The sequence below is a fragment of the Ochrobactrum sp. Q0168 genome (assembly GCF_016427605.1).
GTDB lineage: Bacteria > Pseudomonadota > Alphaproteobacteria > Rhizobiales > Rhizobiaceae > Brucella.
Genome location: NZ_JAELXQ010000008.1, coordinates 194,686 through 215,424, shown reverse-complemented (window position 1 = coordinate 215,424; position 20,739 = coordinate 194,686). Strand labels below are relative to the sequence as shown.

Sequence of the window (20,739 nt, the reverse complement as noted above, 5' to 3'; positions counted from 1 at the left end):
ATGGCTCTTGATAAAAAGCCGTTTGCTGCCGTCGCCGACTGGGGCACCACCCGTTTGCGGCTCTGGACGCTCAATGCGGACGGCGCCGTGCTGGGTGAAAGCCGCGGCGATGACGGTTTGCTGCGGGCAAAGGAAGCCGGTTTCGAGCCAACGCTCGAACGGCATCTGGCTACGCTCGGCGCGCCGGACGATCTGCCGGTGGTGATCTGCGGCATGGCCGGTTCGCGGACCGGCTGGATCGAGGCGCCCTATATGAGCCTGCCTGCCGGGCTGGACGGCATTGTGAAAGCTGCGGTGCGCGTGCCTGCGCGCCGTCACGTGATCATGTTGCCGGGCGTTGCGCGGCGGGATGAGGCGGCACCGGATGTCATGCGCGGCGAGGAGACAAAACTGCTCGGTCTCGTGCATGGCGGCACGCGCGATGCGGTCGTCGTCATGCCCGGCACCCATGCCAAATGGGTGCGGATTGCCGATGGCGGTCTTGCCGATTACCGGACTTTCATGACGGGCGAATTGTTCGCGCTTCTGAAAGACAAGTCGGTCCTGGCCGGGGCGCTGGAAGGCGCTGGTGAAGTCGATCCGGCTGGAGGGGCTTTTGCTGCGGGTGTCAAAGCCTCGCTAGAAACACCGGAACTCATCGCCAATGCGTTGTTCTCGGTTCGCGCGGGCTGGCTTGTGCATGACCGCAAGCCGACCGACCAGCTGGCGCGGCTTTCCGGCCTGTTGATCGGGCTGGAAGTTGCAGGCGGACGAACGCTTTACGGCAAGCCGCAGCAGGTGCTGCTGTTGTCCGATGGCATGATGGGTGCGCTTTACGCCAGCGCGCTTGAAATTGCCGGGCTGGCGGTCAAGCGCGTCGAGGCGGACGAATTGGTGCGCGATGGTCTGTTCATGGCGGCAAAGCACGCTTTTGCGGGAGTTTTACAATGAGCGCGCGCGTTGCATGGCCGAAACTGCGCTATCCGCTGGTCGCGATCCTGCGCGGGATTCGTGCCGACGAAACGGAAGCAATCGTCGAAGCGCTGATCGAGACGGGCTTTGAGGCGATAGAGATCCCGCTCAATTCGCCCGGTCCGTTCTTGTCGATTGGCAAGGCAGCGAAGCTCGCGCCTGCCAATGTGCTGATTGGTGCTGGCACCGTGCTGAGCGTCGAGGATGTGGACCGGTTGAACGATGTTGGCGGTCGGCTGATGGTCAGTCCCAATGTCGAGCCGGACGTCATTCGCCGCGCTGGCGGACATGGCATGGTGACGATGCCGGGCGTGTTCACGCCGACGGAAGCCTTTTCGGCGATCCGTGCAGGCGCATCGGCGCTGAAATTCTTTCCGGCCAGCGTGCTGGGCGCAGACGGGATCAAGGCGGTTTCCGCCGTCCTGCCAAAGGATATTCCGGTCGGTGCCGTGGGCGGCGTGTCGGAAAGCGATTTCGCAGCCTATGTCGCGGCAGGCGTGAGCTGCTTCGGCCTCGGATCGAGCCTTTACAAGGCTGGTTTCAGCGTGGCCGATGTGCGTGAGCGCGCCAGGCGCGCTGTCGCCGCATGGGAGGCAGTTGCGGGCTGAAGGAGGCGCGCAATTTGTTAGGGTTTAGGCATTTTTGAAGAGGGGTTAAATCCTTGTTCGGAAATGGTCTTGGAGGCATTCCGCAATCTGCAATTTGGGCGGGGCGCGGGAGTTTGGGAGAACGGCAGGTTTCGAGGCGAAGCCTGTCCCAATTTTTGGGAGTGTAACAATGGCAGGTATGAAAACTCTAACCCTGGCAGTCGCGATGGCCGCGCTTGCCTTCACGGGCATCGCCCGCGCCGAAGACAAGGGTCTTGTGGCGGTCGCCATGCCGACGAAGTCGTCGGCGCGCTGGATCGCCGATGGCGACAACATGGTCAAGGTTCTGAAGGAACGCGGTTATCAGACCGATCTTCAGTATGCTGAAGACGATGTGCCGAACCAGCTGGCGCAGATCGAAAACATGGTGACCAAGGGCGCCAAGGTTCTCGTCGTGGCGTCCATCGACGGCACCACGCTGTCCGACGTGCTGGCCAAGGCGCATGATGCAGGCATCAAGGTCATCGCTTATGACCGTCTGATCCGCGATACGCCGAATGTCGATTACTATGCGACCTTCGACAATTTCCAGGTCGGCGTGCTGCAGGCACAGTCGATTGAAAAGGCGCTGGACCTCAAGAACAAGCCGGGTCCGTTCAATATCGAACTCTTCGGCGGCTCGCCGGACGATAACAACGCCTACTTCTTCTACAATGGCGCCATGTCCGTGTTCCAGCCTTACATCGACAGCGGCAAGGTTGTGGTCGCCAGCGGCCAGACCGGCATGGACAAGGTTGCAACGCTGCGTTGGGACGGTGCGACGGCTCAGGCTCGCATGGATTCCATCCTGTCGGCCTATTATTCGGACAAGCGCGTCGATGCGGTTCTGTCGCCTTATGACGGCATCTCCATCGGTATCCTGTCTTCGCTGAAGGGCGTCGGCTATGGCAGCGGCGACATGCCGATGCCGGTCGTTTCCGGCCAGGACGCCGAAGTGCCTTCGGTCAAGTCGATCCTCGCCGGTGAACAGACCGCGACGATCTTCAAGGACACCCGCGAATTGGCCAAGGTTACCGTTGACATGGTCGACGCACTGATGAGCGGCAAGGAACCGGAAGTCAACGACACCAAGACCTATAACAATGGCGTCAAGGTTGTCCCGGCCTATCTTCTGAAGCCGGTGATCGTCGACAAGTCGAACTGGAAAGAAGTCCTGATCGACAGCGGCTACTACAAGGAAGACCAGATCAAGTAATCTGGGCTGTTAAAGGGAAGGCGGACGCGCCCCATGCTGCGGCTTGGCGGCGCGTTCGACAACCCCTTGCATATGCGCGGTTTCGGGCCGAAAATCCGGTAGTTTTCCGGCTTCGTCCGAAACAGCATCGAATTTCTGTAATGCCATTGCCTCAATCCCAGGCTTACCTCAGTTTTGAACTGGGGTAGGCTACCCGATTGACAGCGTTGTCTTTTTTAGGCGGTGCTTTGAAAGAGGGCTTTCGCCTGTGCGCAATGGCATTCGGAAAACCTGCGGCATCGCGTGAAGCAACCGGAACGGTTCTTCGGATGGGCAGGTTCAACAGGGTTTGGAGCGTCGTGTTGAGCATCCGGAGGGATGCGGGGCGCTCTGTCGGGAGTGAGCGATGAATGTAGCCAATCCTGTCCCGCTTGAGGAGCAGGGCGGCCAGCTGAATGCGGCTGGCAAACCTATTCTTGAAATGCGCGGCATCAGCAAATCCTTCGGGGTGGTGAAGGCGTTGAGCGACGTCAATTTCACGGTCATGCCGGGGGAAATTCACGCATTTGTCGGCGAAAACGGCGCGGGCAAATCCACGCTGATGAAGGTGCTGTCCGGCGTCTATCCGCATGGCAGCTATGAAGGTTCCATCTTCTTCGACGGAGAAGAACGGCAGTTTCGCGACATCAACGATTCCGAAGCGCTCGGCATCGTCATCATCCATCAGGAACTGGCGCTGATCCCGCTGATGTCGATTGCGGAGAATATTTTTCTGGTCAATCCACCGGCGAGCCATGGCGTCATCGACCGCAGTGCGGTGCATATGCGCACGCGGGAACTTTTGAAGAAGGTTGGCCTGTCGGAATCGCCCGACACGCTGATCACCGATATCGGCGTCGGCAAGCAGCAGCTGGTGGAAATCGCCAAGGCGCTGTCGAAGCGCGTGCGCCTGCTGATCCTCGATGAACCGACGGCCAGCCTGAACGAAACGGACAGTGCAGCGCTTCTGACGCTCCTGAAGGAGTTTCGCGCGCAGGGCATCACGTCGATCCTGATTTCGCACAAGCTCAATGAAATTCGCGAAGTCGCCGACAAGATCACCGTGCTGCGCGACGGCAAGGCCGTGGCGACGCTCGATTGTCATGCAGGCGAAGTCGAGGAAGACGATATCATCCGCAAGATGGTCGACCGCGATCTGGAAAGCCGCTATCCCAAGCGCGATCCCAAGATCGGCGACGTGATTTTCGAGGTTGATAACTGGTCGGTCTATCATCCGCTGCATCCGGAGCGCCATTCGGTCAAGAATGTGTCGTTCAAGGTCAGGGCGGGCGAAATCGTCGGCATTGCAGGCCTGATGGGCGCGGGCCGCACCGAATTCGCCATGAGCCTGTTCGGGCGCTCCTGGGGCACGAATATCACCGGCGAAGCGCGGATCAACGGCAAGGCTGCGGATATTTCCACCGTGGCGCGGGCGATCAAGTCCGGGCTTGCCTATGTGACCGAGGATCGCAAGAAGCTCGGCCTCGTACTGGGCGAAAACATTTCGCGCAACATTTCGCTCGCCAATCTGCGCGGCGTGAGCCCGAAGGGCGTCATAGACGATATTCGCGAAATGAAGGTTGCCGGTGAATATCGCAACCAGATGAGCATTCGCAGTCACAATGTTTTTCAACAGACCGGCACGCTTTCGGGCGGCAACCAGCAAAAGGTGGTGCTGTCAAAATGGCTGTTCACGGGACCGGACGTGCTCATCCTCGATGAGCCGACGCGCGGCATCGATGTCGGCGCGAAATATGACATTTACACCATCATCAATTCACTGGCGGAGAGCGGCAAGGGCGTCGTCGTCATTTCTTCGGAAATGCCGGAACTGATCGGCATCTGCGACCGTATCGTCGTCATGCATGAAGGCGCTTTCGTCGGCGAAGTCGCCGGCGAAGAGGCAACGCAGGAAAACATCATGCGCGCCATCATGCGGAACAAGGGAAAACGGCAATGAGCGAGACTATCATCGGAAGCAATCAGACCAGCAGCGTGGGGCGTTATCTCAAGAACAATCTGCGCGAATCCGGGATGCTGCTCTCGCTCGTCGCGATCATGATCTTCTTCCAGATCGTCACGGGCGGCGTGCTGATGAAGCCGCTGAACCTGACCAATCTGGTTCTGCAGAACAGCTATATCGTCATCATGGCGCTCGGCATGCTGCTGATCATCGTGACCGGCCATATCGACCTCTCGGTCGGTTCGGTCTGCGGTTTCATCGGTGCACTGGCCGCGGTGATGATGGTGAGATGGGGCGTTCCGTTCCCGATTGCCGCCATTCTCTGCCTGCTGGTCGGCGGGCTGATCGGCGCGTTGCAGGGCTTCTGGGTCGCCTATTTCAACATACCGTCCTTCATCGTGACGCTGGCGGGCATGCTGGTGTTCAAGGGCCTGATGCTGGCCGTGCTCGGCGGCCAGTCGGTCGGCCCGTTCCCGGTCGTGTTCCAGAAGCTTTCGTCGGGCTTTATCCCGGAAATTTTCGGCACCACGGCAGGCGGCGTCTACCTGACCTCGCTGATCATCGGCGTGCTTCTGGCCGGTTTCATGATCTGGCAGAATGTGAAATCGCGTCAGCGCCATATCGCGCATGAAGTGGAAACCGAGCCGTTCAGCCTGTTCGTCATCAAGAACATTCTGTTCTTTGCGGCCATTGCCTATCTGTCGCTGCTGATTTCCATGCATCGCGGCCTGCCGAATGTGCTGATCATCATGGCGGTGCTGATTGCGGCCTATGCGTTTCTCACCAATCGCACGGTGATCGGTCGCCAGATTTATGCGGTCGGCGGCAACCGTCATGCGGCCAAGCTGTCGGGTGTGAAGACCGAACGGCTGACCTTCCTCGCTTTCGTCAATATGGGCGTGCTGGCGGCTCTGGCCGGTCTGGTTTTCGCAGCGCGCCTGAATACGGCAACGCCCAAGGCCGGTATCGGCTTCGAGCTGGACGTGATCGCGGCCTGCTTCATCGGCGGCGCATCGGCCTATGGCGGTGTGGGTCGCGTGACGGGTGCGGTGATCGGCGCGCTCATCATGGGCGTCATGAATAACGGCATGTCGATCCTCGGCATCGGCATCGACTATCAGCAGGTCATCAAGGGTATCGTGCTGCTGGGGGCGGTCTGTATCGACGTCTATAACCAGAAACGCTGATTATTTTGGCTCTGGCGGCCTGCAAATGGCGTTGTTTTGCGCTTCCGGTGCTCACGTATCTTTAAGTACGCTGCGCGCCGGTTCTCAAACTCCACCATTTTCGGCTCGCCATAACCAAAATATCCCTCATGCTTCACCGTCGGGGGGCGGGTGAAGCTCCAGGCCGCGCCGGAAGCAATTCCGGCGCGGTTCTGTTTTAAGGTACGACGCTTATCCCTCATCCTGAGGTGCGGAGCGAAGCGACATCCTGAGCACGTCGAAGGGTCGAAGGAAGAGGGCAGGCGTTGTGCGTTTTCCCTCGCCCTTCGAGACGCCTTCCTTCGACCCTTCGACGGGCTCAGGGCTCAGGAAGGCTCCTCAGGATGAGGGAAAATGGAAGCGTTTCCTCAATTCCCCATGCCTTAGATCGCCGTGCGACGAGCGTGGTGGAGATAAATTTCGCGAAGGCGCTGGGCGACCGGGCCGGGCTTGCCGGTGCCGATGGTCTTGTCGTCAATGACGGTGATCGGGGTGACGAATGTGCCAGCGCTGGTGAGAAAAGCTTCCTTTGCCGCATAGGCTTCATCGATGGTGAAGAGGCGCTCTTCCAGTTCCATGCCGGTCTCGGCAATCAGCTGCAGCAGCGACAGGCGCGTGCAACCGGGCAGGATGGCATTGCTGTTGGGGCGCGTGACGACGACATCATCCTTGGTCACGATATAGGCGGTGGACGATGCGCCTTCGGTGACATAGCCGTCCTCGATCATCCAGGCTTCGTCGCAACCGGCATTCTTGGCGATTTCCTTGGCGAGGGCTTGCGGCAGCAGGCACACCGTCTTGATGTCGCGGCGCTTCCAGCGCAGATCATCCAGCGACAGCACGCGCGCGCCGGTTTTCAGCGCAGGCTTGTCGAGCAGATTGGCTTCCTGTGTGAACAGAACCACCGATGGCTTGATGCCTTTGGCGGCCACGAAATCGCGGTCGCGTCCGTCGCCACGGGTGATCTGGAGATAGACCATGCCTTCGGTCAGATTGTTGCGGCGCACCAATTCACGTTCGATGGCGATAATTTCGTCTTCGCTCAACGGCATCGGGATGCCGATTTCGCCGGTGGAGCGGCGCAGGCGTGTCATATGCGGGCCGCTGTCGATCAGCTTGCCTTCCAGCACGGCGGTCACTTCATAAATGCCGTCGCCGAAGAGAAAACCCCGGTCGAAGATGGAAATGCGGGCATCGCGCGCGGCAACATAGTGACCGTTGACGTAGACAATGCGGTTTTCGAGGTGTTCTGCTGAAACGGCCATGATGGAGTCTGTCCTGAAAAGAAAGGGCCGCGACGAATGTCGCAGCCCCTTCATAATCCACTGGATACCCTCAGGAAACCGTTATTTTCAGGCCGCCTGTCTGGCCGCTTCGATGGCTTCGCTGCGGATTTCTTCCGTCAGTTTGAGGCGCAGTTCGGAGAATTCCGGGCTTGCCTTGACGTGGTAGGAGCGCGGATGCGCGATATCGACCGGCGTGATCGATTTGATCTTGCCGGGGCGGGCGGTCATCGTGACCACGCGGGTGGCCATGAAGATCGCCTCTTCGATATCGTGGGTGACGAAGAGCACTGTCTTCTGTTCGCGCTCCCAGATGCCGAGCAGCAGCTCCTGCATCAGGCCGCGGGTCTGGTTGTCGAGCGCGCCGAACGGCTCGTCGAGCAGCAGGATTTTCGGATCGTTGGCCAGAGCGCGGGCAATGGCCGTGCGCTGCTGCATGCCGCCCGAAAGCTGCTTCGGCCAGTGGTTTTCAAAGCCGCGCAGCCCCACCTTGTCGATATAGCTGTCGACGATTTCACGGGCCTCTTTTTCCGGCATTCCCTTTTCACGCAGGCCAAAGCCGACATTCTGGCGGATTGTGAGCCAGGGAAACAGCGTATAGGACTGGAACACCATGCCGCGATCGGCACCCGGTCCAGTAACCGGCTTGCCTTCCAGCGTCACCGTGCCCGTCGTCGGCTTGTCGAGACCGGCGATGATGCGCAGAAGCGTGGACTTGCCGCAGCCCGAAGGGCCGAGAATGGTGACGAAGTCGTTCTTCGGGATGATGAGATCGGTTGCTTGCAGGGCCAGCGTCGGCTTGCCGCCATGCACGCCGGGGAAGGTGCGGCTGACGCCCTTAACAACCAGTTCCTGATCGGTCTTGGCAGCCATTACGCGAACCTCCATGCAAAGAGCCAGCGGTTGAAATATTTGAAGGCGAGGTCGGAAATCAGGCCGATCACGCCAATAACGATGATGCCGAAAATGATCTGGCCGGTGGCCATCAGCGCCTGACTGTTGATAATCATATAGCCGATGCCCGACGATGCGCCGATGAGTTCGGCGACGATCACATAGGTCCATGCCCAGCCCAGCACGAGGCGCAGCGTTTCGGCAATGTCCGGTGCGCTGGCAGGCATCAGCACGCGACGGATGATGCCGCTGTTGGACGCGCCGAGCGTATAGGCGGCTTCAACCAGATCGCGGCGGGTATTGGCGACGGTAACCGCGATCATCAGGATGATCTGGAACACGGCGCCGATGAAGATGACGAGCAGCTTTTGCGTTTCGCCGATGCCGGACCACAGGATCAGCAGCGGCACGAAAGCCGAAGCGGGCAGATAGCGCGCAAAGGAGACGAAAGGCTCCAGCAGCGCTTCGATAGGCTTGTAGGCACCCATGGCCACGCCGACCGGAATGGCGACGATGCTAGCCAGCACGAATCCGCCCAGCACGCGCCAGACCGTCATGCCGATATCGGACAGGAAGCCCTGATTGGCGATAAGGTCATAGCCGTCTTTGACCATGGTGATCGGATCGGCGAGGAAGGTGGCGGAGACGAAGCCGCCAAGCGTGGCGATGCCCCAGAACACAAAGAAGAGAATGAAGAAGAGAATGCCCAGTGAGATCCGGGTCGTGTTGCCTATCGGCTGCAAAGGCTGCATGACATTGTCCGTTCAGTCGCGCGCCCGTCTTCAAAGGAAGACGGAAGGGGAGAGGTCGGTCCGGGCGTCGCCGCCCGGAACTGCACCAGCTTCGAGCATGTCTTTACCCCAAAACCGCTTCGCACTTTTGGAGACATGCTCGAAAACCGATCTTACTTGATGAAGCTCGTATCCACGATCTCATCAAGGTTCGGCTTCGTCTTGATCACGCCAGCCTGCAACAGCAGGTCAGCCGCTTCAGCGGAGAATGCCTTGAAATCGCCCTCGAAGAACTTGTGATTGGCGGCCTTGTCCTGCCAGCGCAGATATTCGGCAGAGGCGCCGAATTCCTTGCCCGACTGCTTCACGTCCTTGCCCATGATTTCATAGGCCTTGTCCTTGTCGGCAGCGATCATGTCCAGCGCTTCGAAATAGCTGTCGGCAAGCGCCTTGGCGGCTTCCGGGTTTTTTTCGAGGAAGGCAGGCGTGCAGCCGACCGTATCCGTCACAGCCGGATAGTCGAGCGTGGTGGCGAGAATCTTGCCCTTGTCGGGAGCCGCACGCACCGTCGAGAGATAAGGCTCATAGGTCATGGCGGCGTCGTTCTGGCCAGCCACGAATGCCTGCGCTGCCGGTCCCGGCTCCATGTTGACGACCTTCACATCCTTGGTGGTCATGCCGTTTTTGGCGAGCATGAAAGCCAGCAGGAAGTAGGGCGAGGTGCCGGGCGCCGAAGCGGCAATCGTCTTGCCCTTCAGATCGGCGAAGGAATTGACGTCGGCGCGCACCGCGATGCCGTCAGCGCCATAGGACTTGTCCATCTGGAAAATCTGCTTGGATTTCACGCCGACCGCGTTCCAGACGATCCAGGTTTCAACGGTGGTGGCGGCGCACTGAATGTCGCCCGATGCCAGCGCCAGATGGCGGCTCGCCTGGGGAATCTTGTTCAGCGTGACATCCAGTCCGTGCTTCTTGAAAATGCCGGCTTCCTTGGCCAGCGTCAGCGGGCCAAAACCCGTCCAGCCGGAAAAGCCGATGGAAACGGCAGTCTCGGCCTGAGCGGCGGAAGCAAAAGCGAATGCTGCGAGTGCAACACCGGCAAACCATGATTTTTTCATGCAAAGTACCCCTTTTTTGTGTTTATAAGCCTATACATATTGGTCTCAGCAAATTAGCAGGACCGTGCTTTCTGTCCAGAGAGGCCGACAAAGATTTCTTTGCGGGCATTTCTGTTGTAATTTATTTAAACCTCTGATTCTATTGCGATAATCGTAATAAGGAACAGGTCTCCCTCTCCCTTTATTTCTATCATATTGATAGCAAGTGCGGACAGGACCGCAGCGTCGTGGGCACCCAGATGCGCGATTCCCTCGTCGGCCTTTAGTGCAAATTTTCCTTCTGCACAGAAAATAAGCACAGTTTCGCCATTGGTCCCGGTTTCCAATGTCACCGCGGCATTGCTCCCGCTGATACGGCGGACGCGATGCGTATAGCGCGTGCGTCGGGTCATGACATTGAGGTCGGTGATGGCGGAGCCGATCAGGCGCGCAGCCGAACCGCTGTCAGCCGCAAAGGCAAAGGGCGCAGTTTCGCGGGTGAGGGTGCTCATCCGTCCATCGACATCGAGTTGAATGCCGTCGCCCTCCAGCACCGACAAGGTGCGGTCGATGCCGGGGAAGACAGAAAACGGGCCGTCATTGGCGACGCTCGCCATGGAGATGCGCCAGTCGAAATCATCAACCGACGCGCTTTGCGGGTAGACGGCGATCTCAACAGTCACGCCGCCGCCGTTTTTCCACGGCATGCGGCGATGATTTTCGGCCTTGAGGATGGTGACGGCCATTCGACCTCAGTTCCCCAGAATGCCGGGCAGGCGCAGGCCCTGCTGCTTGGCCCAGTCGAGCGCTTCTTCATAGCCCGCATCGGCATGGCGCATGACGCCGGTGGCCGGATCGTTCCACAAGACGCGCTCCAGACGGCGGTCGGCGTCTTCCGTGCCGTCGCAGCATATGACCATGCCCGCGTGCTGGCTAAAGCCCATGCCGACGCCGCCGCCATGATGCAGTGACACCCAGGTCGCACCGGAAGCGGTGTTGAGGAGGGCGTTGAGCAGCGGCCAGTCGGACACGGCATCCGAGCCGTCCTTCATGGCTTCCGTTTCGCGGTTTGGCGAGGCGACCGAGCCGCTGTCGAGATGGTCGCGACCGATGACGATCGGCGCTTTCAGTTCGCCATTGCGAACCATTTCATTGAAGGCAAGGCCGAGACGGTGGCGGTCGCCAAGGCCGACCCAGCAGATGCGCGCTGGCAGGCCCTGAAAGGCGATGCGCTCGCGCGCCATGTCCAGCCATTTGTGCAGGTGCTTGTTGTCGGGCAGCAGCTCCTTCACCTTGGCGTCGGTCTTGTAGATATCTTCCGGATCACCGGAAAGGGCAGCCCAACGGAATGGGCCGACGCCGCGGCAGAACAGCGGGCGGATATAGGCCGGCACGAAGCCGGGGAAGGCAAAGGCATTTTCAAGGCCTTCATCCTTGGCCATCTGGCGAATATTGTTGCCATAGTCGAGCGTCGGAATGCCCATGTTCCAGAAATCGACCATGGCCTGCACATGCAGCTTCATCGAAGCGCGCGCGGCTTTTTCGACGGCTTTCGGGTCACTCTCCTGCTTCGCGCGCCATTCGGCGACGGTCCAGCCGAGCGGCAGATAGCCATGCACTGGATCATGCGCGGAGGTCTGGTCGGTGACGATGTCCGGCTTCACGCCGCGCTTGACGAGTTGTGGGAAGATTTCCGCCGCATTGCCGATCAGCGCGATGGACTTGGCCTCGCCTGCCTTGGTCCAGGCATCGATCTTGGCCAGCGCTTCATCGAGGCTGTGGGTCTTTTCATCGACATAGCGGGTGCGCAGACGGAAATCGGCGCGGGTTTCGTCGCATTCCACAGCGAGGCAGCAGGCACCAGCCATGACCGCCGCCAAAGGCTGCGCGCCGCCCATGCCGCCAAGCCCGCCGGTCAGGATCCACTTGCCCGTGAGGTTGCCGCCAAAATGCTGGCGACCGGCTTCGACGAAGGTTTCATAAGTGCCCTGAACGATGCCCTGCGCGCCGATATAGATCCACGAACCGGCGGTCATCTGGCCGTACATGGCAAGACCCTTCTTATCCAGTTCGTTGAAATGATCCCATGTCGCCCAATGGGGCACCAGATTGGAATTGGCGATCAGAACGCGCGGCGCATCCTTGTGGGTGCGGAAAACGCCAACCGGCTTGCCCGACTGCACCAGCAGGGTTTCGTCTTCATTGAGCGTCTTGAGGGTCGCGACGATGCGATCGAAATCGTCCCATGTGCGGGCCGCACGGCCAATGCCGCCATAGACCACCAGCTCATGCGGACGCTCGGCCACATCGGGATCGAGATTGTTCATCAGCATGCGCAGCGGGGCTTCGGTCAGCCAGCTCTTGGCGTTGAGTTCGTCGCCGCGTGGGCTACGCACTTCGCGCTCGTTGTGGCGTGGGTTCGACATGGTGTTCTCCTCAGGCTTTCAGGTCGTGCGCAAGCTTTTCCAGCCGCTGCAAAAGGGTTTTGAGATGGACGCGCAGCCTGTCCGCCTTGGCCGGGTCATAGGCAAAGGGAACAGCTTCCGTTGCAAGATGGGTCGATTGGGCAAGCTCCATCTGGATGGCGTGGACGCCGGTTTCCGGCTTGCCGTAATGGCGTGTCGTCCAGCCGCCCTTGAAGCGGCCATTGAGGATCGACGTGTAGCCTTCGGCGCTTTGAGTCACCTCGACCGCAGCCGCCTCGATGGCAGGCGCACAGGTCTTGCCCATATCCGTGCCGATGTTGAAATCGGGCAATTTGCCTTCAAACAGGAACGGAATATGCGAGCGGATGGAATGGCAGTCATAGAGGATGGCGACGCCATGGATCGCCTTCACGCGCTCGATCTCGGCGGCCAGCGCCTCGTGATAGGGCTTATGAAAACGCGTGATGCGGTCGGCGATATCGGCTTCAGACGGCGCTTCTCCATCCTTCCAGATCGAAAGCCCGTCAAAGTCGGTTTCCGGGATCAGCGTCGTGGTGTTCTGCCCCGGATAGAGGCTGACGCCCGCCGGATCGCGATTGGCATCGATGCAATAGCGATGGAAGGTTGCGCGCACAAAAGTCGCGCTGTCGAGCAGGCCGTCATAGAGCGTGTGAATATGCCAGTCGGTATCGGCGAGAATCTTGCCATTGTCGTTGAGCCGCGCCCAGATGTCCTGCGGCACATCGGTCCCGGTATGCGGCAGGCCGAGAATGACGGGCGAGGTTCCCTGACAAGTTTCGAACGGGCTCATGATCACGCCTCCAGCGCGGGCAGGATGCCGCCCGAAACCGCACCGGCCAACGCGCCGTCAGCCACCAGATCGGCGGCGTTCTTCAGGTCGTCGGCCATATAGCGGTCGTCTTCCAGCGTCGGCACGCGCCCACGCAACACGGCGATGACCTTGGCCAGTTCCGGGCTGGTGGTCAGCGGCTCGCGCAGCTCGACGCCGAGTGCGCCGGTCAGTGCCTCGATCCCAATAATGGCATTGAGATTGGCGGTCATCTGCAACAGGCGGCGCGCGCCGTGGCAGGCCATGGATACATGGTCTTCCTGATTGGCCGAGGTCGGCGTCGAATCGACGGAAGCCGGATGCGCCATCTGCTTGTTTTCGCTCATCAGCGCGGCGGAGGTGACTTCCGCGATCATCAGGCCGGAATTAAGCCCCGGCTTGCGGGCGAGGAAGGCCGGAAGGCCAAACGACAGCGCCGGATCGACCAGCAGCGCGATGCGGCGCTGGGCAATAGCGCCGATCTCGCAGATCGCAAGCGCAATCTGGTCGGCGGCAAAGGCGACCGGTTCGGCGTGGAAATTGCCGCCCGATACGGCGCGCCCATCGGAGAGGACGAGCGGATTGTCGGTCACCGCATTGGCTTCGATTTCCAGCGTGCGGGCGGCCTGTCGCAGAATGTCGAGGCAAGCGCCATCGACCTGCGGCTGGCAGCGGATGCAATAGGGGTCCTGCACGCGCTGGTCGCCTTCAAGATGGCTCTGGCGAATGACGGAGCCGTCGAGCAGGGCGCGCAATGCACGGCCCGCATCGATCTGGCCCTTATGGCCACGCAGTGTGTGGATTTCCTCGTGGAACGGCGCATCCGATCCCATGGCGGCATCGGTGGACAATGCGCCGGTGATCAGAGCCGTCTGCGCGGCGCGATGGGCGCGGAACAGACCCGCCAGCGCAAGGGCCGTCGATGTCTGCGTGCCGTTGATCAGCGCCAGCCCTTCCTTGGCGGCAAGCACCACCGGCTTCAGCCCGGCCTTTTCCAGCGCCTTCGCGCCGGAAAGGCGTTCGCCCTGATAGAAGGCTTCGCCTTCGCCGATCATGGCGGCAGTCATGTGGGCCAACGGCGCAAGGTCGCCGGACGCGCCGACGGAACCCTTTTCCGGGATCATCGGGATCACGCCCTTTGCCAGCATGTCTTCGAGAAGCGTGATGATTTCAAGCCGCACGCCGGACGCGCCGCGACCGAGCGAAATCAGCTTCAGCGCCATGATGAGGCGCACGATATTTTCCGAAAGCGGCTCGCCGACGCCGCAGCAATGCGACAGGATCAGGTTGCGCTGAAGCGTGGCGACATCGCCCGCAGCAATGCGGATCGAGGCCAGTTTGCCGAAGCCGGTATTGATACCGTAAACCGGTTCGTCACCGGCCGCGATTTCGGCAATGCGCGCCGCCGCCTTTTCGACACCGGCATGAAAAGCGGGGTCGATGCGGACGGGAACCGCATCGCGATAGATGGTTTCCAGCGTTTCAAGCGGGACAGAACCGGGCTTGAGAATGATGGTCATGAAAGGCTCCGTTGCGGATGGTTAGACGCGGCCTTTGAAAACCCGCTTCCACAGCGGGTTGAAGCCGATACGATAGACGAGTTCGGCGGGGCGCTCGACGTTCCAGATGGCGAGATCGGCATCCTTGCCGACTTCGAGCGTGCCGGTCTGGTCGAGAATGCCCAAGGCGCGTGCGGCCTCGCGCGTGACGCCTGCAATGCATTCATCCACCGTCATGCGGAAGAGCGTTGCGCCCATATTCATGGTGAGCAGCAGCGAGGTCAGCGGCGAGGTGCCCGGATTGTTGTCGGTGGCGAGCGCCATCTTGGTGCCAGCGGCGCGGAAGGCTTCGACTGGCGGCTTTTGCGTTTCGCGGATGAAATAGTAAGCGCCGGGAAGCAGCACGGCGACCGTTCCGGCCTTGGCCATGGCGGCAGCACCGTCGGCATCGGTATATTCCAGGTGGTCGGCGGACAATGCGCCATAGGACGAGGCAAGGGCTGCGCCATGCAGATTGGAAAGCTGGTCGGCGTGCAGCTTGACCGGGATATTATGCGCCTTGGCCGCATCGAACACGCGCGCGATTTCATCGGGCAGGAAGGCGATGCCTTCGCAGAAGCCATCCACCGCATCGGCCAGATGCTCGGCTGCTATGGCGGGCAGCATATCGTTGATAACGCGGTCGATATAGGCGGCCTTGTCGCCGTTCATTTCCGGCGGCAAGGCGTGCGCGCCAAGGAAAGTGGTGCGGATCGCCACGTCGCGCTCAACGCCCAGCCGACGCGCGGCTTTCAGCGACTTGATTTCGCTGTCGCGGTCGAGACCGTAACCGGACTTGACCTCAACCGTGGTGACGCCTTCGGCGATCAGCGCATCAAGACGGGGCAGGGTTTCGCGCACCAGATCATCTTCGCTGGCAGCGCGCAGGTTCTTGACCGAGGAAACAATACCGCCACCGGCGCGGGCCACTTCCTCATAGGAGGCGCCCTGCAAGCGCAGCTCGAATTCATGCGCGCGATTTCCGGCATGAACGAGATGGGTGTGACAATCGACGAGGCCCGGCGTGATCAGCCGGTTTTCGCAATCGATTCTCTCAAAGGACGCATAATCTTCCGGCAGCGCCGATTGCGGGCCGACATAGGCTATCTTGCCGTCCTTGACCGCAAGTGCTGCATTCTCGATGATACCGAGACCGTCCGCGTTTTCTTCCAGCGCCGCAATGCGCGCATTGATAAAAACGATGCTTGTATCGTTCAGCATGAGCGTTTTCTCGCTTCCCCTGTTTTTTGATAATGTATATACATATCAGAGGCGCAGCCAAGAGAAAAAATGCGCGGGAACATTCGAGGAGATGATTTTCATGTCAGCAGCCAGACCTGAATTGCGTTTTATCCATGCCGCTCAGGCACTTCTCGATACTGGCTGGACTGAAAATGTCCGCATTGGCATTGCCGGCGGAAAGATCGCTTCGCTGGAGGCGGATAATGCGGCAGAAGCCGGGGATGAGCGCCACGCGGCGATTGTCGCAGGCGTGCCGAACCTGCACAGCCATGCGTTCCAGTACGGTATGGCGGGACTTGCCGAAAGGCGCGGACCGTCAGCCGATTCGTTCTGGAGCTGGCGCGAGATCATGTACAAATTCGCGCTCACCATGTCGCCCGAACAGGCGGAAGCTGCGGCTCTGCGGCTTTACGTGGACATGCTGGAAGCCGGGTTCACCCGCGTTGGCGAGTTTCATTATCTGCATCACGACCGCGACGGCGCGCCTTACGCCAATCTCTCCGAGATGGCCGACCGCATTGTGGCTGCGTCCAAAGCGGCGGGCATCGGCCTGACGCTGCTTCCGGTTTTCTATGCGCATTCGGGTTTCGGCGGCAGCGCGCCCAATGAAGGCCAGCGGCGGTTTATCAACGATCCCGACCGCTTTGCACGGCTGATCGAAGGTTGCAGCCGAGCGCTGGCCGGTTTCGACGGCGCGGTTCTGGGCGTTGCACCGCACAGCCTGCGCGCCGTGACGCCGGATGAACTCGATGTCGTGACGAAGCTTCTGCCCGACGCGCCGGTGCATATCCATGTGGCCGAACAGGTAAAGGAAGTGGAAGACTGCATTGCCTGGTCGGGCAAGCGTCCGGTCGAGTGGCTTTTCGATCATCAGGACCTGTCATCGCGCTGGTGCTTGATCCACGCGACCCATATGACCGACGACGAAACCCGGCGCATGGCCAAGGCCGGGGCGATTGCCGGTCTTTGCCCTGTGACGGAAGCCAATCTCGGCGACGGAACCTTCAATGCAACGGTGTTTGCGGAGGCGGGCGGCAAGTTTGGCGTCGGTTCGGACTCGAACGTGCTGATCGGCATTGGCGACGAATTGCGGCAGCTTGAATATTCGCAGCGTCTCCACCATCGCGCCCGCAATGTGCTGGCCGAAAGCGAAGCTTCCACAGGTCGCGCCCTGTTCGACGGCGCGGTGCGCGGCGGCAACATCGCCATGGGCCGCGCCGATGACGGGTTGAAGCTCGGGGCTTCGGCGGATTTTGTCGCGCTGGATATGGCGCGGCTCCCCCACGCCAAGGGCGATGCCGTGCTGGATGGCTGGATATTTGCCGGTCGCGCGCGGGTCGATGATGTGTGGGTGCGCGGCGTGAAACAGGTGGAGGGTGGACGTCACCGCTTGCGCGACGAAGCCGAGCGTGCTTTCCAGAAGGCGATTGGCGAATTGCTCGCCTGAAGAATTTCCTGCAAAAGTGGGAAAACAAAGGGGGAATGGCATGGCGGCTGACGGTTCAGCGACGAAAGACGGCCCGGTGCTTTCACTGCATCAGCGTATTTTGGACGATATTGAATCGCGCATCCTGTCGGGGGAATGGGCGCCGGGGCATCGTATTCCGTTCGAGCATGAACTGACCGAACAATATGGCTGCTCGCGCATGACGGTGAACAAGGCGCTGACCCAGCTCGCCAAGGCCGGTCTGATCGAGCGCAAGCGCAAGTCGGGCAGTTTCGTCTCATTCCCGCGCTCGCAGGCGGCCATTCTCGAAATCCACGATATTCGCGACGAGGTTGCAGCACTTGGCGCGCCCTACCGCTTCGAACTGCTCAAGCGCTGGGACCGTCTGAGCGGGCCAGCGGATGCGCAGAAGATCGATATTCCGCGCCATACGCAGATTATCGATCTGGTTTGCCGTCATCATGCCGGGCAGCGGGTTTTCGCGCTGGAAGAGCGTATCATCAATCTGGACGCTGTGCCCGATGCGGCGGGGGCGGATTTTTCCGAACATTCGCCCGGTCCGTGGCTGGTGGCTTGCGTACCGTGGAGCAGCGCCCAGCACTCCATTCGCGCCATCGCCGCTTCGCCGGAAAATGCCGCATTGCTCGATATTGCGCCCGGCTCGCCCTGTCTGGTGATCGAGCGCCAGACATGGAACGCCGATCTGCCGGTGACGCATGTGCGCTTCACCTATCCCGGCGACAGCCATGCGCTGGTGGCGAAGTTCACGCCGTCGCAGGGGTAAGCTTACTAGAGCGGTTCCTGTTTTAGCAGAATCGTCGGAACCGCTCTATCCATTTGTTTTCATGCATTATCCTACGCATCGAAGCAGGATCAGAAATCAGTCCAGTGGACTGATTTCCCTGCGTAGACGCTTCGCGCTTTTGCTGGAAATGCTCTAAGAAAAAAGCCGCCGCAATGGAAGCGGCGGCCAAAAGGCGGCATGATCTGGGTGGTGATCACGCCGCGCGTTCGAAATTTTGTTATGCGGCGCGTTTCAGCGCGTCACCGATAACCGAAACGATCGTGTCGATCTGTTCCTTTTCCACGATCAGCGGCGGCGATAGTGCGATCACATCGCCGGTGACGCGGATCAGCAGGCCCTTCTTGAAGCAATCCACGAAGACGTCATAGGCGCGCGCGCCCGGTGCGTCCTTGCGCGACGACAATTCGATGGCGCCGACCAGACCGAGGTTGCGGATATCGACGACATTCGGCGCGTCCTTCAGCGAGTGCAGCGCTTCCTGCCAATGATCGGCAAGCTGCGCACCACGGGTCAGCAGGCCTTCTTCGGCGTAGACTTCGAGAGTCGCGAGACCAGCGGCACAAGCGACCGGATGGCCGGAATAGGTGTAGCCGTGGAAAAGCTCGATGGCGTTTTCCGGGCCGGTCATCAGGCCGTCATGCACCTTGCGGCTTGCAAAGACCGCGCCCATTGGAATCGCGCCATTGGTCAGGCCCTTGGCGGTGGTGACGAGGTCTGGAACCACGCCGAAATAATCGACCGCAAATGGCGTGCCGAGACGACCGAAACCGGTGATGACTTCGTCGAAGATCAGCAGGATGCCGTATTTGTCGGCAGTGGCGCGGATGCGTTCCAGATAGCCCTTTGGCGGCAGGATGACGCCAGCCGAACCGGACATCGGTTCGACGATGACAGCGGCGATCTTTTCAGCACCGTGCAGCTGAACCAGGCGCTCAAGATCGTCTGCCAGCTCGATTCCATGCGCAGGCAGGCCCTTCGAGAAAGCGTTGCGCTCGATGTCGAGCGTGTGGCGCATATGATCGGCGGGAATCTGCGGGAAAACGCGGCGATTGTTGACCAGACCGCCAACCGAAATGCCGCCGAAACCAACGCCGTGATAGCCCTTTTCGCGACCCAGCACGATGGTGCGGGTGCCCTGACCGATGGCGCGCTGATAGGCGATGGCGATTTTCAGCGCGGTATCGACCGATTCCGAGCCGGAATTGGTGAAGAACACGCGGTCGAGCTTTGCCGCCGGACCGCCCGGCGCGATGGCTGCGAGCTTTTCGGCAAAGTCGAATGCAATATTGTGGCCCATCTGGAAGGTCGGCGCGAAATCCATCGTGGAAATCTGGCGCTCAACGGCTTCGGTGATCCGCTTGCGACCATGACCGGCATTGCAGCACCACAGACCAGCCGTCCCGTCGAGAACCTGATTGCCGTCAGTGTCTGTGTAATACATGCCCGAAGCGCTGGCGAGCAGGCGCGGAGCGGCCTTGAACTGCCGGTTTGCGGTGAACGGCATCCAAAAATTTTCAAGGCTGGGCGCGTTGGTTTTGGTGAGCATGGTAACCTCCTATTTTCAGCCAACAGGACACGCTTTCTTGAAGGCAACAAGCCCTTTTCTTCAAGAGTTTAACTCATTGAAATCATGTGACTGGAAATGCAAAATTATGCTATATCGAACATCATAAACGAAAAAGGGAATGCCCGATGAGTATCGATATCGGCGGAAGGTTGCGCTATGTGCGCATGCGGCAGAATCTGTCGCAGCGCGAGCTTGCAAAACGGGCTGGTGTGACCAACTCGACCATATCGCTGATCGAGGCCAATCAGTCCAATCCGTCGGTCGGCGCACTCAAGCGTATTCTCGACGGCATTCCAATCGGCATGGCCGAGTTTTTCGCGCTGGAACCGGATACGCCGCACAAAGTATTCTATCAGGCGGAGGAGCTGGTGGAAATCGGCAAAGGCCCCATTTCCTACCGGCAGGTGGGCGACCATCTTTTTGCGCGCTCGTTGCAGATCTTGAAGGAGCGCTATGAGCCGGGTTCCGACACGGGCAAGGTGCTGCTCATGCATGAGGGCGAGGAGGGCGGCATCGTCATATCGGGCCGCATCGAGGTGACGGTCGGCAGCGACCGGCGCATACTGGGGCCGGGCGATGCCTATTATTTTTCCTCAACACTGCCGCATCGTTTTCGCTGCATCGGGCCGACAGCCTGCGAGGTGGTCAGCGCCTGCACGCCGCCGAGTTTCTAGAGCATTTCCAGCAAAAGTGCGAAGCGGTTTTGCGTTCGGAAATGCGACAGGAAAGAACGGCATTTCCAGCAAAAGTGCGAAGCGGTTTTGCGGTCGGAAATGCGGAGGAAGAAAGTCATTTCCAGCAAAAGTGCGAAGCGCCTACGCGGGGAAATCAGCCCACTGGACTGATTTCTGATCCCGCTTCGATGCTTTCGGAAATGCGGAGAAACACAACGGCGCGCAGG

19 protein-coding genes are annotated in these 20,739 nt (G+C 60.1%); 8 read left to right on the top strand and 11 right to left on the bottom strand.

The window, feature by feature from the left end; genetic code table 11:
- From JAU75_RS15860 to chvE, 3 genes are all read left to right on the top strand, one after another.
- Positions 1 to 930: a 2-dehydro-3-deoxygalactonokinase gene (locus tag JAU75_RS15860; RefSeq protein ID WP_199057452.1), complete on the top strand. Its 930-nt coding sequence runs from the start codon at positions 1 to 3 to the stop codon at positions 928 to 930.
- Positions 927 to 1,559, top strand: coding sequence for a 2-dehydro-3-deoxy-6-phosphogalactonate aldolase (locus JAU75_RS15855; protein ID WP_199057451.1), 633 nt, complete (start codon positions 927 to 929; stop codon positions 1,557 to 1,559). Before JAU75_RS15860 ends, JAU75_RS15855 begins: the two co-directional genes overlap by 4 nt.
- 169 nt (positions 1,560 to 1,728) lie before the next feature.
- Complete coding sequence (gene chvE, locus JAU75_RS15850) at positions 1,729 to 2,793, top strand: multiple monosaccharide ABC transporter substrate-binding protein (RefSeq protein ID WP_199057450.1); 1,065 nt, start codon at positions 1,729 to 1,731, stop codon at positions 2,791 to 2,793.
- A gap of 9 nt (positions 2,794 to 2,802) precedes the next feature.
- Here the strand turns inward: chvE and JAU75_RS15845 are convergent, their stop codons facing one another.
- The gene (locus JAU75_RS15845; RefSeq protein WP_199057449.1) at positions 2,803 to 2,940 is read right to left on the bottom strand and encodes a hypothetical protein; all 138 of its coding nucleotides are present in this window, start codon (positions 2,938 to 2,940) and stop codon (positions 2,803 to 2,805) included.
- Between the two features lie 238 nt (positions 2,941 to 3,178).
- On the opposite strand from JAU75_RS15845, the gene mmsA reads away from it, so the two are divergent.
- Both mmsA and mmsB read left to right on the top strand, forming a co-directional pair.
- Positions 3,179 to 4,771, top strand: coding sequence for a multiple monosaccharide ABC transporter ATP-binding protein (gene mmsA / locus JAU75_RS15840; protein WP_199057448.1), 1,593 nt, complete (start codon positions 3,179 to 3,181; stop codon positions 4,769 to 4,771).
- Positions 4,768 to 5,961 carry a multiple monosaccharide ABC transporter permease gene (gene mmsB / locus JAU75_RS15835; RefSeq protein ID WP_199057447.1) on the top strand — a complete coding sequence of 398 codons (1,194 nt, stop codon included), beginning with the start codon at positions 4,768 to 4,770 and terminating at the stop codon, positions 5,959 to 5,961. The genes mmsA and mmsB overlap by 4 nt, the downstream gene beginning before the upstream one ends.
- A gap of 401 nt (positions 5,962 to 6,362) precedes the next feature.
- Here mmsB and JAU75_RS15830 read toward each other — a convergent pair whose 3' ends face one another.
- The 9 genes from JAU75_RS15830 to hutI form a co-directional block, all read right to left on the bottom strand.
- Positions 6,363 to 7,244 carry a D-amino-acid transaminase gene (locus JAU75_RS15830; protein WP_199057446.1) on the bottom strand — a complete coding sequence of 294 codons (882 nt, stop codon included), beginning with the start codon at positions 7,242 to 7,244 and terminating at the stop codon, positions 6,363 to 6,365.
- Between the two features lie 87 nt (positions 7,245 to 7,331).
- Positions 7,332 to 8,135: an ABC transporter ATP-binding protein gene (locus JAU75_RS15825; RefSeq protein WP_199057445.1), complete on the bottom strand. Its 804-nt coding sequence runs from the start codon at positions 8,133 to 8,135 to the stop codon at positions 7,332 to 7,334.
- Positions 8,135 to 8,908, bottom strand: coding sequence for an ABC transporter permease (locus tag JAU75_RS15820; protein ID WP_199057444.1), 774 nt, complete (start codon positions 8,906 to 8,908; stop codon positions 8,135 to 8,137). Before JAU75_RS15820 ends, JAU75_RS15825 begins: the two co-directional genes overlap by 1 nt.
- 152 nt (positions 8,909 to 9,060) lie before the next feature.
- Entirely contained in the window at positions 9,061 to 10,005 is a 945-nt protein-coding gene (locus JAU75_RS15815) for an ABC transporter substrate-binding protein (RefSeq protein WP_199057443.1), read from the bottom strand.
- Positions 10,006 to 10,130: 125 nt separating this feature from the next.
- Complete coding sequence (locus JAU75_RS15810; protein ID WP_199057442.1) at positions 10,131 to 10,730, bottom strand: HutD family protein; 600 nt, start codon at positions 10,728 to 10,730, stop codon at positions 10,131 to 10,133.
- A gap of 6 nt (positions 10,731 to 10,736) precedes the next feature.
- Positions 10,737 to 12,410: a urocanate hydratase gene (hutU, locus tag JAU75_RS15805; protein ID WP_199057441.1), complete on the bottom strand. Its 1,674-nt coding sequence runs from the start codon at positions 12,408 to 12,410 to the stop codon at positions 10,737 to 10,739.
- A gap of 10 nt (positions 12,411 to 12,420) precedes the next feature.
- Positions 12,421 to 13,221 carry an N-formylglutamate deformylase gene (hutG, locus tag JAU75_RS15800; protein WP_199057440.1) on the bottom strand — a complete coding sequence of 267 codons (801 nt, stop codon included), beginning with the start codon at positions 13,219 to 13,221 and terminating at the stop codon, positions 12,421 to 12,423.
- 2 nt (positions 13,222 to 13,223) lie between these two features.
- Complete coding sequence (gene hutH, locus JAU75_RS15795; RefSeq protein WP_199057439.1) at positions 13,224 to 14,759, bottom strand: histidine ammonia-lyase; 1,536 nt, start codon at positions 14,757 to 14,759, stop codon at positions 13,224 to 13,226.
- 21 nt (positions 14,760 to 14,780) lie between these two features.
- Positions 14,781 to 15,998: an imidazolonepropionase gene (gene hutI, locus JAU75_RS15790; protein WP_199057438.1), complete on the bottom strand. Its 1,218-nt coding sequence runs from the start codon at positions 15,996 to 15,998 to the stop codon at positions 14,781 to 14,783.
- 100 nt (positions 15,999 to 16,098) lie between these two features.
- On the opposite strand from hutI, the gene JAU75_RS15785 reads away from it, so the two are divergent.
- Positions 16,099 to 17,466, top strand: a complete 1,368-nt coding sequence (locus JAU75_RS15785) for a formimidoylglutamate deiminase (RefSeq protein WP_199057437.1) — start codon at positions 16,099 to 16,101, stop codon at positions 17,464 to 17,466.
- Between the two features lie 40 nt (positions 17,467 to 17,506).
- Positions 17,507 to 18,250 carry a histidine utilization repressor gene (gene hutC / locus JAU75_RS15780; RefSeq protein ID WP_199057436.1) on the top strand — a complete coding sequence of 248 codons (744 nt, stop codon included), beginning with the start codon at positions 17,507 to 17,509 and terminating at the stop codon, positions 18,248 to 18,250.
- A gap of 238 nt (positions 18,251 to 18,488) precedes the next feature.
- On the opposite strand, the gene JAU75_RS15775 is transcribed toward hutC, so the two are convergent.
- Positions 18,489 to 19,817 carry an aspartate aminotransferase family protein gene (locus JAU75_RS15775; protein WP_199057435.1) on the bottom strand — a complete coding sequence of 443 codons (1,329 nt, stop codon included), beginning with the start codon at positions 19,815 to 19,817 and terminating at the stop codon, positions 18,489 to 18,491.
- A gap of 146 nt (positions 19,818 to 19,963) precedes the next feature.
- On the opposite strand from JAU75_RS15775, the gene JAU75_RS15770 reads away from it, so the two are divergent.
- Positions 19,964 to 20,512, top strand: a complete 549-nt coding sequence (locus JAU75_RS15770; protein WP_199057434.1) for a cupin domain-containing protein — start codon at positions 19,964 to 19,966, stop codon at positions 20,510 to 20,512.
- Positions 20,513 to 20,739 lie beyond the last annotated feature (227 nt).

Coding starts and splice junctions, on each gene's coding strand:
- JAU75_RS15860 (WP_199057452.1), top strand. CDS start 1: ATGGCTCTTGATAAAAAGCCGTTTGCTGCCGTCGCCGACTGGGGCACC.
- JAU75_RS15855 (WP_199057451.1), top strand. CDS start 927: ATGAGCGCGCGCGTTGCATGGCCGAAACTGCGCTATCCGCTGGTCGCG.
- chvE (WP_199057450.1), top strand. CDS start 1,729: ATGGCAGGTATGAAAACTCTAACCCTGGCAGTCGCGATGGCCGCGCTT.
- JAU75_RS15845 (WP_199057449.1), bottom strand. CDS start 2,940: ATGGCATTACAGAAATTCGATGCTGTTTCGGACGAAGCCGGAAAACTA.
- mmsA (WP_199057448.1), top strand. CDS start 3,179: ATGAATGTAGCCAATCCTGTCCCGCTTGAGGAGCAGGGCGGCCAGCTG.
- mmsB (WP_199057447.1), top strand. CDS start 4,768: ATGAGCGAGACTATCATCGGAAGCAATCAGACCAGCAGCGTGGGGCGT.
- JAU75_RS15830 (WP_199057446.1), bottom strand. CDS start 7,244: ATGGCCGTTTCAGCAGAACACCTCGAAAACCGCATTGTCTACGTCAAC.
- JAU75_RS15825 (WP_199057445.1), bottom strand. CDS start 8,135: ATGGCTGCCAAGACCGATCAGGAACTGGTTGTTAAGGGCGTCAGCCGC.
- JAU75_RS15820 (WP_199057444.1), bottom strand. CDS start 8,908: ATGCAGCCTTTGCAGCCGATAGGCAACACGACCCGGATCTCACTGGGC.
- JAU75_RS15815 (WP_199057443.1), bottom strand. CDS start 10,005: ATGAAAAAATCATGGTTTGCCGGTGTTGCACTCGCAGCATTCGCTTTT.
- JAU75_RS15810 (WP_199057442.1), bottom strand. CDS start 10,730: ATGGCCGTCACCATCCTCAAGGCCGAAAATCATCGCCGCATGCCGTGG.
- hutU (WP_199057441.1), bottom strand. CDS start 12,410: ATGTCGAACCCACGCCACAACGAGCGCGAAGTGCGTAGCCCACGCGGC.
- hutG (WP_199057440.1), bottom strand. CDS start 13,221: ATGAGCCCGTTCGAAACTTGTCAGGGAACCTCGCCCGTCATTCTCGGC.
- hutH (WP_199057439.1), bottom strand. CDS start 14,759: ATGACCATCATTCTCAAGCCCGGTTCTGTCCCGCTTGAAACGCTGGAA.
- hutI (WP_199057438.1), bottom strand. CDS start 15,998: ATGCTGAACGATACAAGCATCGTTTTTATCAATGCGCGCATTGCGGCG.
- JAU75_RS15785 (WP_199057437.1), top strand. CDS start 16,099: ATGTCAGCAGCCAGACCTGAATTGCGTTTTATCCATGCCGCTCAGGCA.
- hutC (WP_199057436.1), top strand. CDS start 17,507: ATGGCGGCTGACGGTTCAGCGACGAAAGACGGCCCGGTGCTTTCACTG.
- JAU75_RS15775 (WP_199057435.1), bottom strand. CDS start 19,817: ATGCTCACCAAAACCAACGCGCCCAGCCTTGAAAATTTTTGGATGCCG.
- JAU75_RS15770 (WP_199057434.1), top strand. CDS start 19,964: ATGAGTATCGATATCGGCGGAAGGTTGCGCTATGTGCGCATGCGGCAG.